Below are 15593 nucleotides of genomic sequence, written 5' to 3'. Positions count from 1 at the left end.
TGCTGGGTCAGTTCTCAGTGACATCCAACAGACATGCACGCCTGCTTTTCGATGTTCCCGCGGCTGAAAGAACGGCGCGGGCAGAAGGTGATGTCCATGTCGGGCGGCGAACAGCAGATGGTCGCCATCTGCCGCGCGCTCATGTCGAAGCCGAAGCTTCTCATGCTCGACGAGCCGGGGCACGGCCTCGCTCCGCTGATGGTGGAGGAGGTTCAGAACGCCGTGCGGCGGGTGAACGCGACCGGGGTCTCCGTTCTGCTGGTGGAACAGAACGTGGCAAGCGCCCTGGAGCTGGTTCAGCGCGCATACGTGCTTGACAGCGGTCACATCACCCTGAGCGGAACCGCGCAAGAACTGGCGGACAACGATGAGGTCCGCCGCAGCTATCTTGGAATCTGAAGGGAGATCGTAATGGCAAAAATCAAGGTCGCGGTCGTTCAGGCCGGCACGGAGGGAGCGGACACCGAGGCGACCCTCGCGAAGGCGGAAGCGCTCATTGCCGAGTGTGGGCGCAAGGGCGTGCAGGTCGCGGTGTTTCCCGAAGCCTTCGTCGGGGGCTATCCCAAGGGCGCCGACTTCCACATCTGTGTCGGGATGCGCCGTCCGGCCACGCGCGAAGAGTTCCTCGCTTACGCCTCGCGGGCCATTCCCGTTCCCGGCGCCGAGACGGAGCGCCTCAGCGCGGCGGTGCGCGAGGCGGGGCTTCATCTCACTATTGGCGTCATCGAGCGGGCCGGTGGCACGCTCTACTGCACGGCGCTGTTCTTCGGCCCGGACGGCACGTTGCTGGGCAAGCACCGCAAGACGCTGCCCACAGCGGCGGAGCGGCTGGTGTGGGGCCATGGCGACGGCTCGACGCTGACGGCGGTGGACACACCCTGGGGGCCGATGGGCGCAGTCATCTGCTGGGAGAACTATGTCCCGCTGTTGCGCATGGCCATGTACAGCAAGGGTCTCACCCTCTATTGCGCTCCGACCGCCGACGACCGCGACACGTGGGCGCCTTCGATGCAGCACGTCGCCTTGGAAGGGCGCTGCTTCGTCCTGTCCGCGTGCCAGTACCTGAAGCGAAGCCAGTTCCCCGAGGATATGCGCAACTCAATCACGGATACCAGTGAGGACGTCCTCATGCGGGGCGGGAGCATGATCGTCGGCCCACTGGGGAACATCATTGCCGGGCCCGATTTCAGCGGCGAGGCCATCATCACTGCCGAGATCGACATGGAGGACATCACACGGGCGCAGTTCGACCACGACGTGAACGGCCACTATGCAAGACCCGATCTGTTCAAGCTCATCGTCAACGAGCAACCGCGCAGATCGGTGGTCGCCGTCCACGACGTCGTCGAAGCGTGAGGCTGCCATGACCACTGAAATGATGACGGTCGACGATGCTCACGCCGCGGAAATCCGCCCTCTAGTTCAGGACTATTTCGACTTAGTGCACACGAACGATCTCGCTATCCTCGATCGCATTTTTGACGGCAACGCGCACCTTTATGGGCGCAGCGAGGAAGGCGAGGTCGTGCTGTGGCCGCTTGCGCGGTATCGCCAGATCCTTGCTGGCCGCCAGTCGCCACAGTCACTGGGCGCACTCCGGGAGGACAGGTTGCTTGCTCTCGATGTCGCGGCCGCGACGCAGGCATTTGCCAAGGTGCGGGTCCGCATCGGGCAAATCGTGTTCCTGGATTATCTCACACTGGTGAAGCTGGCTGACGGCTGGAAGATCGCCTCCAAGACATATCACCGGCTGACATAGCGGGGCCGCTCGCGCCGCGCCCGAATCTCAGAGAACGACCCAAGCGCCAGACGGCCGACCTCTCCAGGCGGCTGACGGCGGAGTCACGCGCCGATAAGGAGACAGAATGGTCTTTCACGTCGAATACGAGAGAACCGTCCCGGCACGGAAGCCGGACGGGCATGCACCAGCAGCCCCGAGATACGCGCTGGGTTGGAACAAGCCTGTGAGCGCCATTATCTCGGATTATTTCGCACTCCAGGGAGAGGAACTGAATTGGTCTCAGGAGCGGGCCTTCTTCGACCGCGCGCGGGAAAGCTTCGACCACCCATTCGGCCCGGATTCGTCAGAGATCATGCGCGCCAAGGACGAGCGCGGCATGACGAATGCCGTCGTCGTCGCCTATTGGACCGACCCGGTCAAGCACGCGCGGTGGGCTGCCGGCTCACCCCTCGTCGCCTGGCTGAAGGAGGACGCCCGGCTGACCGACACCACCGGCACCTGGCGGGAGACCATCTCCGTTCCCTATGATCGGCACGAGACCATCTATTCAGAGAACTGGTACCGGATCGGCATCGGCCAGACCGACGGCAGCGTCATCGTGTCCAGCGCAGCCAATGGTTATTTCGGCGCTGCCCGGGACAGAATCCCGCTCGCCGCCATCGACAGGCTGGAAAGCCCTCACGGGGAACGGGCGCCGCAGTCGAAGCCCGTCGCAGGTCGCGGCCAGCGCCTGCTGGTGACAGCCCCCGTCAACATGGTGACGCTACGTTCGGGCCAATACTGGGCCATTGCCGATGCGGAGCAGCTCGGAGACTATATCGAGAACATGCGCCCGAGGCTCCTGACCGGGACGGACTATCTGGGCGAACATAAGCAGGAGACGGGAACGCTTTCCCTGCTCGTCCTCGCCAACCTGGACGATGACGGGACCGAGCGACGCGAAAGCTGCGTTGTCGCCCACTTTCTCTCGCTTGCTCACTTGGAAGCCTGGTCAGCGGCGCACAAGACCCATCTTGATATCTATCGACACGCAATCGCCATGAACCGCAAATACAAGGAGCAGCGGCAGTTCGTCTCCTGGCACGAGTTGTTCGTGCTCCAGACGGCGACGTTTGAATACGTAAACTGTCATCCCGATACCGGACTTCTGCCTTACTTCGAAAGCGTTGTGTGCATCTGACATGCGCCCGTCAGGAGCTTCCATGAAACTCTACTATCATCCTCAGTCGGGGCACTCCCACCGGGCGCGGTTGTTCCTGTCGCTCATCGGCGCCACATGCGAGCTCATCGAGGTTGACCTCCGAAAGGGCGCTCAGCACCAGGCGTCCTTCATGAAGCTGAACCCGTTCGGCCAGATTCCGGTCCTGGAGGACGAGGGCGTCATCGTCTCGGACTCCAATGCGATACTCGTTTACCTGGCGCGCAAGTTCGGCCGAACCGACTGGCTGCCGGAGGATGCCGCCGGCATGGCGCAGGTGCAGCGATGGTTGAGCGTCGCTGCCGGCGAGGTCACACGAGGCCCGTGCGCAGCACGCCTCGTTACGGTATGGCAGGAGAACCTGACAGGTGCCGAGGAGGCCATCCGCAGATCACACGACCTGCTGCGAATTCTGAACCTTTATCTCTCGGGACAAGAATGGCTCGCCTTGCAACGGCCCACTCTGGCCGACGTCGCGCTGTACACATACACAGCCCACGCGCCGGAAGGAAATGTTGACCTCTCAGACTATGAGAACGTGACGTCTTGGTTGCACCGTGTCGAGCGCTTGCCGGGCTTTACACCTCTGATGCGCACGCCCGTAGGCTTGGCGGCCCGATCGGCCAGCCCGGCCAAATAGCGTTGCACGAACGCGAGAGCCAGAGAGCCACCGTGGCCGGCATCGCGGGGATGTCTCCAGGGCCCGCGCAGGCGTCATCGGCCTATCGGGAGCGATTTTTCAGCCCAGACAACGTTGCCCGTCGAGCTGACCCGACCGATTTGAGCGCTACAGCGCGATATCACCGCATGCGCCCACGCTTGGGAGTCCAAGTGGCAAATCATCTGATGACGGACAAGCGCGCTGCGCGTCGATCAGTTTCTCCCGCGCACGCGCCAGAGACATGCCGGCCGAGCCATATCGATCAAGTGTCAATGTCTCTCGGCGACCGTTTATGCGGTAGTCGTAACGGAACACGATCGCCCCGGAGGGCTGGACCGCGACGTACATACCGTCACGGTCAGCGACCTTGTATAATTTCTCTCGTGGTTTCAGTGCCTTGATAGCAGCATCAATCAGCATTGGGCCCTCCGAAAACGTTCAAGAAGCGCTAGAGAGCCGCCAATTATACCGTCAGGCTAAAGTCGGCCTCGATGAACGGCCAGTTTCCTTTTAAATTCAAAGGAATAACGCCGAAAAAAGTACCGTCACAAGCTCTCTGAGCCGTGACGGAATATGCAATTCGACGGTGAAACAAGAGCCGCCCTACCGTCAACTATGCTGTCAATCCCAAGGCTTACCCGGCGATAGACCGCGATAGATAACGGAAATTTTATTTAGATATTTCAGTGTGTTATAGGGGAATATGGCGTAGTTTCGGATACACTCGGATAGGTCTGAATCACTCCCACTCTAATGTTTTTCCTGCCATAAGTGATTGGTTTTGTTGCCGAAAAAATTTATTCTGGCCGACAGCGCCGAGGCACAGGCCGTCAAAAAGTTATCCTTTTGATCTTGAAGGATTTTTTGGCAATTTCAGCACAGAAAAAATTCTGTGAACTATCGGCATCTATCGGCCGTCTGGCGATGAGGCGTGGGCCTCACAGCTCGAAGCTTTTGTCCTCTTTAGAGTACCGTCAAAATCGTCGAAATCAATAGACTCACTCGATGCGAGATCGCTGGGGTGGCGGGTCGGACCCGGCGATTAAGGGAGCCGAGACCGGTTAGGTTTGGGAGACTGGCTGATATAAAACCACGGTTTCCAGCCATTGGAGTCCGAGGATTTGTATCAAAGCAATTATACATCAAGCAGCCGCACGCTGCCGAACCTCCTCCAAGATACTGATAAGCTCAAAAACACCCATATTGTCGAAAACACCTTCCACCCCCATCGCATCGAAATCGGTGAAAGGGCTCTCATAGAGTAGCCGTGGATCCATTACGCCCCGGTCCGTAAGGTACTCAATTATCATGTTAAGAAATTCGATCTGATTGGCCGACAGCTTTCGCTTGCACTGGAATTGATCGAACGCGTGTTTTGCTGCTTCGCGATCGAGGCCGACCAGAGAGCGAACGAAAATCCCAAGCCCGCCATCATTGCGGATTCGCTCCAAGTCCTCGGGAGCGGCGACAGCGGCTTCGATAAAGATGCGCTCCAATTCCGCCAGGTCTTGTGCTGTCAGGGGCTCATTTAGGCGAACCTTTTGAATCGCAATATGGTTCTCATGCTCCTTCAGGAAGTGTCTGGCTTTTACGCGGAAACGGTGCATATCGGTCCCGACGGCGACGCCTTGAAGCTCGACCTCGGTCGGACCTCCGATTTCGTCCTCAAAATCGGTGTATACGTGTGGGCGCTTCTTCAGCTCGATGAGCTTGATAAGGCTCCGCAGACGGCGGCGGATAGCTTCCAGTATCGGCGGCGTGACGTCCTGCCAAAACTCGTCGGTCTGAATCTCTAGGATGAACGCCATCTCGGCTGCGACCATCGGGACATTGCCGAGTTCTTCAAGCGCCGCCGCCAAATCCACAATGCGCTTCTTATAGCCAGCAAACGCCTTCTCCGCTCTCAGTACCGCCAGCTGAGTTTGCAACATGAGATAATCGAACTGCTTGGCGGAAATGTCGTCATCGACCACGGCAGATGGAAGCCCCGCGATGTGGTCAATGAGCTCGGTGCGCTCATCGAGGCCCAGCTTCGACCAAACATCGTCAGCCCTGTACGTCTCCACAATCCGCCGCTTGGGTCGAACGATGAAGTTCTCGATGTTCATGCTGTCCACCTCGGCACGAAGCCGGGCGACAACATCGCGCCGCAGTACCGCGGCCGGATCATCGCCGTCCGGATACCCGTGCCTGTCGAGTTCGCCGACCAGCTCGACGCGCGCCGCAAACAGGCGCTCGCTCAGTGAAGCGCCAGATGACCCTTCAGAAAAGTCGGGGTTCTGGTTGAAGAACTCAAAGTTCTGGCAGAAGTCGAAAACGTAGAAATATTCCTTATGCAGACCAATGCCGAACAGGTCAGGGCACAGCCGCGTTCCTCTCCCAATCATTTGCCAGAACTTTGTTTTCGAGCGAACAATCTTGAAAAAGACGAGGTTGACCACCTCGGGGATGTCGATACCTGTATCGAGCATGTCCACGGAGATGGCGATGTGAGGCTCCTTGTCTGCAGACGAGAAGTCGTCAATCAGCGACTGGGCATATTCGGTCTTGAAGTCGATGACGCGGGCAAAACGCCCTTGGAGATGCGGATAGTTCGCATCGAAGCGTTCGGCGATGAACTGGGCATGATCATGGTTCTTGGCGAAGATGATGGTCTTCCCCAGCCGGTCGCCGTCAGCAACCTTCAGACCATGGGTCATGACGTGCTCAAGCACTTTGTCAACAGTATCCTCGTTGAACAGCCACTTGTTGACGGCCGCCGCCTCAACGCGGTCCGGGATCGCACCGTCCTCGTCCCATTCGATGGCGTCCCACGCCTCCTTCTCTTCTTCCGAGAGGTCGTCGTATTTGATGCCTTCGCGCTGGAACTTGAGCGGCACGGACACAGCCTTGGGCGGCACGAGGAAGCCGTCACTGACGGCCTCGTCTAGCCCATAGGCGTCTGTGGGGATACCGCGCTCCAGGTCAAAAAGCGCGTAGGTGTCGCGGTCGACCTCGTCCTTCGGTGTCGCAGTGAGGCCGACCAGAAGGCTGTCGAAGTAGTCGAAGATCGCCTTATACTTCCGATAGATGGAGCGATGTGCCTCGTCGATAACGATCAGGTCGAAGTGCCCCGGCCCAAAGCGCCTCACACCGCTTCTCGTCTCGTCGATGAGCCCCATCATGGTCGGGTAGGTGGAAACATAGACCCGTCCATGTGCGGCCTTGTCGGTGACCAGGTTGACGGGCGAAGCCTGCGGCAGGAACACCTTGAAAGCGTTCGACGCCTGATTGACGAGCGCGACACGATCAGCAAGGAAAAGGATGCGTTTCGCCCAATTGGCGCGCATCAACAGGTCGGAAAGTGCAATGACGGTGCGTGTCTTGCCCGAACCCGTCGCCATGACCAACAACGCCTTGCGCAGATTGTCCTTCTCGAAAGCCTCCGCAACGCGGCGAATGGCACGAGTCTGGTAGTAACGTTCGACAATCTTTGAGTTGATATCTTCTGGCGCCAGCGGCTTGCGTGTTGCGCGCCGCTGGATCGCAAGGTCCAGCTCATCCTTCTTGAGAAACCCCTGGATTGGGCGCGGCGGATAACGACGGTCATCCCAGATCCAGTGCTCATAGCCGTTGGAATAAAAGATGATGGGACGCTGCGCAAATTGGCGCTCCAGCGCGTCAGCGTACAGTTCGGCCTGACGCTGGCCTGCCCGTGCATCTCGGCGGGTGCGCTTCGCCTCTACCAAGCCGAGCGGTCGGCCGTCGTCGCCCCAGAGCACATAATCGACGAAGCCCTCGCCCGTGGCGTTCGGCATGCCACTGATGGGACACTCGGTATCGTGGCCGGGCCTGGTGAAGGTCCAACCCGCTTCCGCCAGCAGTAAGTCGATGAAAGCATCGCGCGTCTGCGCCTCATTGTAGTCGTGCCCGTCCGGGATGGCCTGGTTGGCCTTCTTGATCTTGGCGATTTCGTCCTGAAGGCGCCGAATCTCGTTTTCCAGCTTCAACCGATCGCCGTCGCCTTTCAGGCGCAGTTGCTCGGCGCGATCTCGTTCTCTAGCTGCCTGATCGAAGCGCTTCGCGATTTCCTTTAGCTTCCCGAGAGTGGAAGCCTCGACCTGAGTGGTATTCGGCAACGCATCAGCCGAAAACGCCACTGCGGCCGCCGGCTTCACGCCCTTCGCATAGGTGCGGACGAGCCAGTAGGCGATGTGAAACAACTCCCTGACCGCAGTGATGGCGCGTGCGGGGGCAACAGGCTTGGGTTCATGAACCGCTGCGTTGCCAAGGTCTTTGACCACCTTCCCTTTGGCGACCAGCGCATCGCCCACCAACTTCCGAAAAGTCGGCTCATGAATCAGCGCGGATAGTGTCGTCTCGTAGGGCGACCGGAGCGCGCGGTCATGGCGGTACATCCACTTGACCGCTACCTCGAGCGCCAACCGCGCGTAGAAGCAGGCGCTGCGCGGGTCGGAAAGCGCTAAGCTTTCCGCCTTGACGGCATGCTCGTGTACCTCGGAGAATTCAGCTTGAAGGAATGCAAATTGGCTCATGCATCCCCTCCATTTCCAAGCTGGCGCTCTAGGGATTGCCGAACTAGACCAATTATGTAGGGAAGCTCGTCCAGAGTACTAAAACGCACTTCAACATCGCCATTTCCCCACCGGCCGAGGCCAGAGACATCTTTGCACATGCCACGGGGATCGCTTATTTCAGCAAAGCCCATGTTCAATGAAAGGCGCAGTTGTTTCGCTTGAGGGACGACGTCTACGAAGTTTGTCTCTGCCTTGTAAGCGACGTATAGCTTCAGGAATTCTTCACCCACGCATGGATCAAGCTTCAACACCTCAGTACGGAACGCATCGAACAAATCGCGTGTAGGCGAGTTCAAAAGGTGCGGATGGTCATGGATGGAGTATCCGGCGATTTTCCCAGTTTCGGGTTGGTAGGCGGCGAGAACATCGGCCGCAATCAACGGCGCCCGCCAAACGTCTGCAGCCTGAGCCGCCAGCCGTGACGAGCGCGACCGAATTCTGTCCTCGTTCCATTCCTCCAACTCGCCGAGGCCCAGGTTGACCCGAAGCGGGCTCTGCTTGAAGCCCCCCTGCATGTCTCGCTTTTCCTTAAAAGGTCGATTGCTGTACTCAGAGTTGTAGCCTGTGAGGGTAAGGTTGCCGAGAGTATGCAGGTAAGTCTGGTGTACACGCTCCCACTCGTCACCGAGTGCGACCTTCCATGCGCTCGACAGCTGCTCGCTCTGTGGCATGATATGCTCAATCGTGTACTCGTCGACAGGGACCCGCTCCTTCCGGTCGTGATTTTCAAATCGACGTAGCCAATAGCTACGACTACGAAAGTTATACAGGTCCCGCGTCTGAATATCGCGCTTTAACTCGTCGTCACTCGGAAAGCGACGATAAGAAGGCATTAGAAGGAAATGCGCCTTGATGCTTTCAAGATACCGATCCTTCTTCAGTGCCTTCGTGAACGTAGCAAAGGTCTTGTTAAGTGAATTTGTCGGTATTGCGCAGATTGCGCGCCTAAATACATAGGCTTCGATCAAACGCACTGCCTCCAGGAACTCATCTTTGGTCAGCAGTCCGGTTGAATAATCCTGATACAGCTCCAGCAGGAATGGATACGCGACGTCAACCTTAAGCTCCCGGAGGTCGTGGAATGCGGTCTTTAGGGCGCTGTCGCTTTCCGCTCCCAAGGCCATGGCGCAATAGTACCGTGCGAAGTCCCGAATATCCTTTACGAGCACCTCAACGCCGGCGTCAGCCACTTTCGGCGACCGAGCATGCCCTTTGAAAGCCTCGTAAACGTCATCGAGCCGCGGAATTTCGCCGGTCTTTACGGTAAGGTAATGACGCATGAAGCTGTCAAAATGCGTGTTATAGGCCTCTTGTCCGAACGAGATCTCCATCGGCCGCCAAAATTGCTCATAGAGGCGGGTCTGGAGGGGCGGCTCCAACCCCATGAGGATGAAGTTACGGATAAGGTCGGCTTGGCTGAGTTCGCGACCCGTGGAGTTCATGCTCTCGAAAATGAGCTGTGGATTGTCCTGATCGCGGCTGAGCGCGATATCGACAACTACGAGCTTAGCGAGGCCCTTGCACACTGCGGTCAGGCTGTCTTGGCGCGCCGCTATCAGATCCCTGAACAGCGCGTGATTCTGCATGACCCGAAGGGAGCACTCGACCGGTGGCTCATTCTGCCCAACGATCGATGTGAGTGTCGCCTTGTCGGTCTGAGACAGGAGAAGCTTGTAGTGCCGTTCTCCGGCTTCTTCTGGGTTCAGAAGGTAATAGTTGCGCAGCTTTCGGGCGGAGAAGCCATCAATCGGTTCAGCGTCGCCTAACGCTTCGGCAAGCGCCGCGAGCAGGAGTGTGACGGTTGTCAAACGTTGCTGCCCATCTATCACAAGCAGGGGCGCCTGATGCGAAACCTGAGATAGCCCCGCCTCAATGTAGACTATGGAACCGATAAAGTGCACGGATATCGCGTCGTCGCTTCCAGCGCGGACGATGTCATCCCAGAGTTGGCGGCATTCACGCTCGGTCCAAGAATAGGTCCTCTGGTAGATCGGGATCACGAACTGCGGCGATTTCTTGAGAAACGCGAGGAGCCCTGCTTCTGTTGCCTTCATTTCCGTACCCCTACACGCCCCGATAGATATTGTCAGAATTAAGAAGATCGGTCAGGTATGGTGTGAAGCCAGCAAGCAATACGGTAACGCTTACAAGATCACGCATTTCTATTTCTCGAATACGATTGCCTGCATTTCCGCCATGTCGGATGCCAGGATAATCAGATGCAAAGCGATACATCTCCTTCATCGCATCCTTGACCTTGTTATGAGGCCATGTGCCAACTTGGTCACAAATCTGGCCAAGGGTGTTGGCATTGACACCAGGGCAGCGCTGACCAATAGCCTCCAACAAGTTCACCTGTTTTTGGATGCAGGTTTTTATACGCCCCGGAGAGCGATCTGCGCGAAGGTCCCGGACAGCCTCTTCAAAGTCGACCATAAGCGGATGCAGATCTGCGTCGCGGTAGGTCGCTTCCTTCAAGTCGCGGATCAACCGAGCGAACACGCCGCTCAGCGTCGGATTGAGACTGAAAGGGCGGCGCAAGTCGTAGCGCAAGCTGTACTTTTCGAGAAAGGCATCGATCAGCAGGAAGTAACGGTTGGCAAGTGGATCGCCACCAAGGTCGGCAGCGATGCCATGCGCTCGCTCCATGAACTCCAGGAGCGCAAGCTCGCCCCGGAAGGCAGTGGCTTTCGTCTTGCGAAACGCTGAACGGGCTTGGTCGGATTGATCAACAATATCAGCAAGCGTTGTTACATCGGGGACGACTTCGAAAGCTCCGACGAGTTCCCGATAAAGTTCGCAGAACAAATCCTCCGGCGCGTCCGGGTGTTTTGCCAGCTTCGACCAGATTTCACGCCAGGTCTCCGACCAGACCCCGATAATTTCTCCTCTCATCGCATCCCCCCGAGTCCGGTCTTTGCGCAGTCGTCCAGCTTCCGATGCAGAAGAGATATCAACGATAGATAATCAGCAGCGTCGTCTTCGCCTTTCCAAAGGAGTTTTGGCTCATGCGCCAAGGGATTGCGCACCGCCGCAAAGCATCCCTTCAGGAGCGACGCAAAACCCTTGTGCTCCGACCGTTCGGTTTCCGTCTGAAGCGTGTTGATGGCGAGCATTGGACGCTCGATGGAGAACACTCTATCCACCAGCGCCGCGCCGTCGCCGTCCTCACCTGACAGCTCCCTGATCCTCTGCGCGAGCCCCTTGGAAGCCTCGAACACGGCGTGGAAATAGTTATCCTGTAGCAGTTCGGGCTTGCAGTACTTGACTACCTCGGAATGGATGCGACGCCCCCTGAACTTGGCTTGCAGCGTCTTGGCACGCTGGTGGGCCTCCTCGATCGTCTGCGCCGCCGTTGCCCGTCGGAATTTTCCATCCTCGCCATAGTGCAAGCCGGCAAATGCGAGGACCGCGTTCAGCCGCTGGCGCAAAGCCTCGAACTCGTCCGGGCGCCCCACGAATCCGGATGGATCAAGGAAGGTGCGGATGAAGTCAATCAGCTTGCTGGCCGCCCGGTCCTGCCGCTGATAGTGGAGGAACGTGGCATACAGGCGCCGCCACTTGGTGCTTTCTCCTGAAACATCGTCAAGCCCCAAGCTATTAAGGACGCGGGTGATCTCCGAACCGGTCGCACAGTCACCCAGCAAGCGGGAAACCTGCTCAAGCTGGGCATCTGTGAGGGCCGGCACATTGGACATGCCTACAGCTCCCCCTTGAAGGCGCGGTGCTGGAGGGAGGCGAAGAGGTTTTCGATCTGTATGATGGCGTTCTTATAGGTGCCGAGACGCGCTTCAAGACCGTTCAATCGCTCTTCGAATTGCTCCTGAAGCTCACGAGGGGGCAGCAACAGCGGAAACGCGTTGATCTGCGTCTTGTTGATCGAAGCGATGCCCGTCGTTTGTTTCGCCGACCGCAAAAAATAGGCCTTTCCGCGTTCACTTCCGAGCTGCCAGCTTAGGAATGCTGGCCGGATGCGATCATCCGTAACGCGAACACGGAAAACGTGGTTCTGATGGATGCATTCAGGCAATTGATCCTTCCAAAGAGTGCCCCGTCCAAGTTTATCGGGATCGCCGCCTTCGGTCAGCAAAATATCGTCGCGGTGCAGTCGAAAACGGTCGATCTCATCTTCCGTAGCTTCGATGGTTTTCACAACGTCCATTTTCAGGAAGCGATCCTGCACGTTCGACACAGCTAGATAGGGAACTTCACGCAGGACTTCGGTTTTGGCCTTTCGGCCCTTGGTGATACCTGAAACAACCTCAGCTAATTCGCCCAGCGTCACGCCTTCTTGCCAGCCACTTTCATTGGTCAACAGGTCCCCAAACATCTCATAAAAGATCGCCTGCCCGAGGGTGTTGAGATTGTAGACGGCGCGGCTGCGAAGGCGGCGAAGGGCGTCCGCCTGATCCAGTATACCTGCGATCCGCTTCTGTTGGTCCAACGGGAGGAACAGGATTTTCGACGTCTTGACAATTTTGTCGCTAACAGCAGGGTAGCTTTGACCGGTGGCCAGCTTGATCATCTCCGCGATGAACGCGGGCGATCGCACCCAATGGAAAAGAAAGCTGCCGGACAGCTTGCGTTCGTTTGGCCTGAGAACAGTGAAGCCAGTCGATGCGGTTGCGCCATCAAGGTCGTCAGGGACGACAGCAACGGCATTCAAGTTTGGGCGGACTGTGGACACAAGGATGTCCCCACCTCTGACTATTTGGCGAGCCCGTGATGGTGCCTCGGCGGCCCTAACAGTCTGAACTTCTGTGATCGTCTTTTCGATCTGCGAGACCGCGCCAATGTCTATGTATCGAAAAGACGAACTGCCCCCTTCCTTCTGTGGGCTCCATGTTTGAACACGTTCAACAAATTCCCCTATGCTGACGTGCTTCATGCCAACATCCCCTCCAGTCGATCCAGACCTTCGGCGATCTCGGCCTCAATGGCACGCAGTTCTGCGATGATCTCCTTCGGGGATTGGTGGATGACCTCTTCGTGCTGCACTTCCTTGTAGCGGTTCAGCGACAGGTCCCATGACCCCGTAGCCCGGATATCCTCCACCGGTACAGTAAAGCTCTGCGCAGTGTGGGGGCGCTCGGCCTCGGCTGCGAGATTCTGCCACCGGGCCAAGATATCGGGCAGATTGTTCTTGTCGTGCTCTGCCTCGGACAGCGGCTGAGCGGGCGTCGGCCCCTGCTTCTCGGGCGGCAGCAGTTCGGCCCGCTTGTCGTCGAGGCTGAGTCCATCAGCCGCCACGTCATAGAACCAGACATTTTCGGTGCCGCCAACGCCCGTCTTAGTGAAGAGGATGATGGCGGTGGACACGCCCGCGTAAGGACGGAACACGCCCGAGGGCAGCTTGATAACCGCATCGAGCTTGTGATCCTCGACCAGCATCCGGCGTATGTCCTTGTGCGCACCGGACGAACCAAACAGGACGCCGTCAGGCACAATCACCGCCGCCCTTCCTCCCGTTTTCAGGAGACGCAGGAAGAGCGCAATGAATAGAAGCTCCGTCTTCCTTGTTTTAACAATTTTCTGGAGGTCCTTGGCCGTTGCCTCGTAGTCGAGCGATCCGGCGAAAGGCGGATTCGCCAGCACCAGGGAATAGGCGCCTGCGTCCTCGGCATGGTCCTCGGCCAGGCTGTCGCGATAAGTGACGTTCGGATTCTCGACACCGTGCAGTGTCATGTTCATCGCACCGATGCGGAGCATCGTGGTGTCGAAATCGAACCCGTGAAACAGACCTTCGTGGAAATGCTTCCTCAAAGCCGGGTCGCGCATCAACTCGGGATGCTTCTCGCGAAGGTACTCGCCGGCGGCAACAAGGAAGCCGCAGGTGCCAGCAGCAGGATCGCAGATCACGTCAGTGGGCTTCGGCGCGGTCATCTCAACCATCAGCCGGATGATGTGTCGGGGAGTCCTGAACTGCCCGTTCTGACCTGCGCTCGCGATCTTCGCGAGCATGTATTCATACACATCGCCCTTTGTGTCGCGATCCTCCATGGGGATGCGATCGAGCTTCTCAACCACCTTCGCCAGCAGCGCAGGATTGGAGAACCCAAGGCGGGCGTCGCGCATCAGCTTGCCGTAGCTCGACTGACTTCCGTTGAGTGCACGAAGGAACGGGAAGACGTGCTCGTCGACCACTTCCATCATCTCGCGCGACTCGAAATTCTTGAACCGCGACCAGCGAAGATCCTCGTACGGCCGCCCCTTGTCGTCCCGCGCTTCCGGGAAGATGCGGCGCTCCATCGGAATTTTGAGCGTCTGGCTCTTGCGCTCTTCGAGAGTGTGCAGGTCGTCCAAGCGCTTGATGAATAGCAGATAGGTCATCTGCTCGATGACGGAGAGCGGATTGGCGACCCCGCCTGCCCAGAAGTCGCTCCAGATGCTGTCGATCTGGCTGCGGATTTCGCCGGTCAGCATGACTTGTCCCACTTCATAATACTGTTCTTGCCCCTCAAGCCGACGTCTCCTCGTTTCACTTCGTAGCCTCAGCCAAGGCAGCATTAAATTCCGCGCGATTGGTGACGACAACGGGCGTCTCGTGTGGATTATCGAGAACATCCGCCACGTCCAGACGTAACCGCTTTCTGAAGTAGTAGAGCAGAGCCCGCCTGACCGGGATCGCAATATTGTCGTCGCGCATACCGTAGTCTTGCGCGATTATCTTTCGTTGATTCTCTCCGATCTTCGGATTCGGCGAAAGTTCTACGTCAAAAAAGTCCGTCCACTGCCTATCATCTTCAGGCCGCGCGGCAGGTTCCCCGAGCGATCGGGCCTCAAGGCATCGCGAGAGAAGGAAGTCCTTGAACCTGTTGTCGATGTGACAGAAGGCGCGAACGTGCCAGCGAAAGCCATCGCTGCCGAAGGCATGAGGGCTGATACGCCGCCAAAGAGGCTCCGGCCGCTGTTCGTTCATCGACTGATAGAGAACCTCAACCGAGGCTTGGCGCCGGACTGCAGCCAGGATCATACGGAGGACCGCGATGTCCACCCGCCGATTCGGCACGGGCATGGTGTCCACGCTGGGGGGACTGGTCAGCCATGTCCGCTCACCATGGAGAGCGGGATCAGCCGCGAACAGAAGCTGCGCAAGGTAGTGATCCGCGTCGGGTTTCAGGAAGCGCGGGCGGAACGAGTCGGTCGCGAAGTAGCGCTTCTCGCTGCGGTCGTACCGCACATTGTCGGGCGCGAGCTCCTGATACTGGGTCAGGTCCTTGGACGCCTGCGGCACTGATACACCGAAAAATCCGGTTATGTCTGAGCGGTTGATCCCACCCTCCCAGAAGAGGCGGAACTCAATAAACTCAAGCCGTTGCTCGACCCCCCACCGCAGCTCTGGGCCACCAGCTGACATACGCGCTCCTGTCCGTATAGTAACTATATTGACAGCGAAACGCTGCCCGTATACTTTCT

At 58.1% G+C, this 15593-nt stretch carries 13 protein-coding genes; 5 read left to right on the top strand and 8 right to left on the bottom strand.

What is annotated here, in order from left to right; translation table 11 throughout:
• Positions 1 to 33 precede the first annotated feature (33 nt).
• From FDP22_RS16925 to FDP22_RS16905, 5 genes are all read left to right on the top strand, one after another.
• On the top strand, positions 34 to 399 hold the full coding sequence (locus tag FDP22_RS16925; RefSeq protein ID WP_138579164.1) for an ABC transporter ATP-binding protein: 366 nt from the start codon (positions 34 to 36) through the stop codon (positions 397 to 399).
• A gap of 12 nt (positions 400 to 411) precedes the next feature.
• A complete protein-coding gene (locus FDP22_RS16920) occupies positions 412 to 1356 on the top strand; it encodes a carbon-nitrogen hydrolase family protein (RefSeq protein WP_138579162.1) in 945 nt (314 codons plus the stop codon).
• 7 nt (positions 1357 to 1363) lie between these two features.
• A complete protein-coding gene (locus tag FDP22_RS16915; protein WP_170317740.1) occupies positions 1364 to 1759 on the top strand; it encodes a nuclear transport factor 2 family protein in 396 nt (131 codons plus the stop codon).
• A 106-nt stretch (positions 1760 to 1865) separates the two neighbouring features.
• Complete coding sequence (locus tag FDP22_RS16910) at positions 1866 to 2921, top strand: phenylacetaldoxime dehydratase family protein (protein WP_138579158.1); 1056 nt, start codon at positions 1866 to 1868, stop codon at positions 2919 to 2921.
• Between the two features lie 22 nt (positions 2922 to 2943).
• Complete coding sequence (locus FDP22_RS16905) at positions 2944 to 3579, top strand: glutathione S-transferase family protein (protein WP_138579156.1); 636 nt, start codon at positions 2944 to 2946, stop codon at positions 3577 to 3579.
• 147 nt (positions 3580 to 3726) lie between these two features.
• Here FDP22_RS16905 and FDP22_RS16900 read toward each other — a convergent pair whose 3' ends face one another.
• The 8 genes from FDP22_RS16900 to FDP22_RS16865 all read right to left on the bottom strand — a co-directional run bounded on the left by FDP22_RS16900 (position 3727) and on the right by FDP22_RS16865 (position 15534).
• Positions 3727 to 4020, bottom strand: coding sequence for an Arm DNA-binding domain-containing protein (locus FDP22_RS16900; RefSeq protein ID WP_239031813.1), 294 nt, complete (start codon positions 4018 to 4020; stop codon positions 3727 to 3729).
• Positions 4021 to 4742: 722 nt separating this feature from the next.
• On the bottom strand, positions 4743 to 8135 hold the full coding sequence (locus FDP22_RS16895; RefSeq protein ID WP_138579154.1) for a DEAD/DEAH box helicase family protein: 3393 nt from the start codon (positions 8133 to 8135) through the stop codon (positions 4743 to 4745).
• A complete protein-coding gene (locus tag FDP22_RS16890) occupies positions 8132 to 10231 on the bottom strand; it encodes a GmrSD restriction endonuclease domain-containing protein (protein WP_138579152.1) in 2100 nt (699 codons plus the stop codon). The genes FDP22_RS16895 and FDP22_RS16890 overlap by 4 nt, the downstream gene beginning before the upstream one ends.
• 10 nt (positions 10232 to 10241) lie before the next feature.
• Positions 10242 to 11072, bottom strand: a complete 831-nt coding sequence (locus tag FDP22_RS16885) for a hypothetical protein (protein WP_138579150.1) — start codon at positions 11070 to 11072, stop codon at positions 10242 to 10244.
• Positions 11069 to 11875, bottom strand: coding sequence for a TIGR02391 family protein (locus FDP22_RS16880; RefSeq protein ID WP_138579148.1), 807 nt, complete (start codon positions 11873 to 11875; stop codon positions 11069 to 11071). The genes FDP22_RS16885 and FDP22_RS16880 overlap by 4 nt, the downstream gene beginning before the upstream one ends.
• A 2-nt stretch (positions 11876 to 11877) precedes the next feature.
• On the bottom strand, positions 11878 to 13065 hold the full coding sequence (locus tag FDP22_RS16875; RefSeq protein WP_138579146.1) for a restriction endonuclease subunit S: 1188 nt from the start codon (positions 13063 to 13065) through the stop codon (positions 11878 to 11880).
• Positions 13062 to 14600, bottom strand: coding sequence for a type I restriction-modification system subunit M (locus tag FDP22_RS16870; RefSeq protein ID WP_138579144.1), 1539 nt, complete (start codon positions 14598 to 14600; stop codon positions 13062 to 13064). The genes FDP22_RS16875 and FDP22_RS16870 overlap by 4 nt, the downstream gene beginning before the upstream one ends.
• 55 nt (positions 14601 to 14655) lie before the next feature.
• Positions 14656 to 15534, bottom strand: coding sequence for a helix-turn-helix transcriptional regulator (locus tag FDP22_RS16865; protein WP_138579142.1), 879 nt, complete (start codon positions 15532 to 15534; stop codon positions 14656 to 14658).
• Positions 15535 to 15593: the final 59 nt, after the last annotated feature.

This window comes from Paroceanicella profunda (assembly GCF_005887635.2).
GTDB classification, from domain to species: Bacteria; Pseudomonadota; Alphaproteobacteria; order Rhodobacterales; family Rhodobacteraceae; genus Paroceanicella; species Paroceanicella profunda.
The sequence above is the reverse complement of the archived record's forward strand: the minus strand, read 5'-3'. Positions and strand labels throughout refer to the sequence as shown.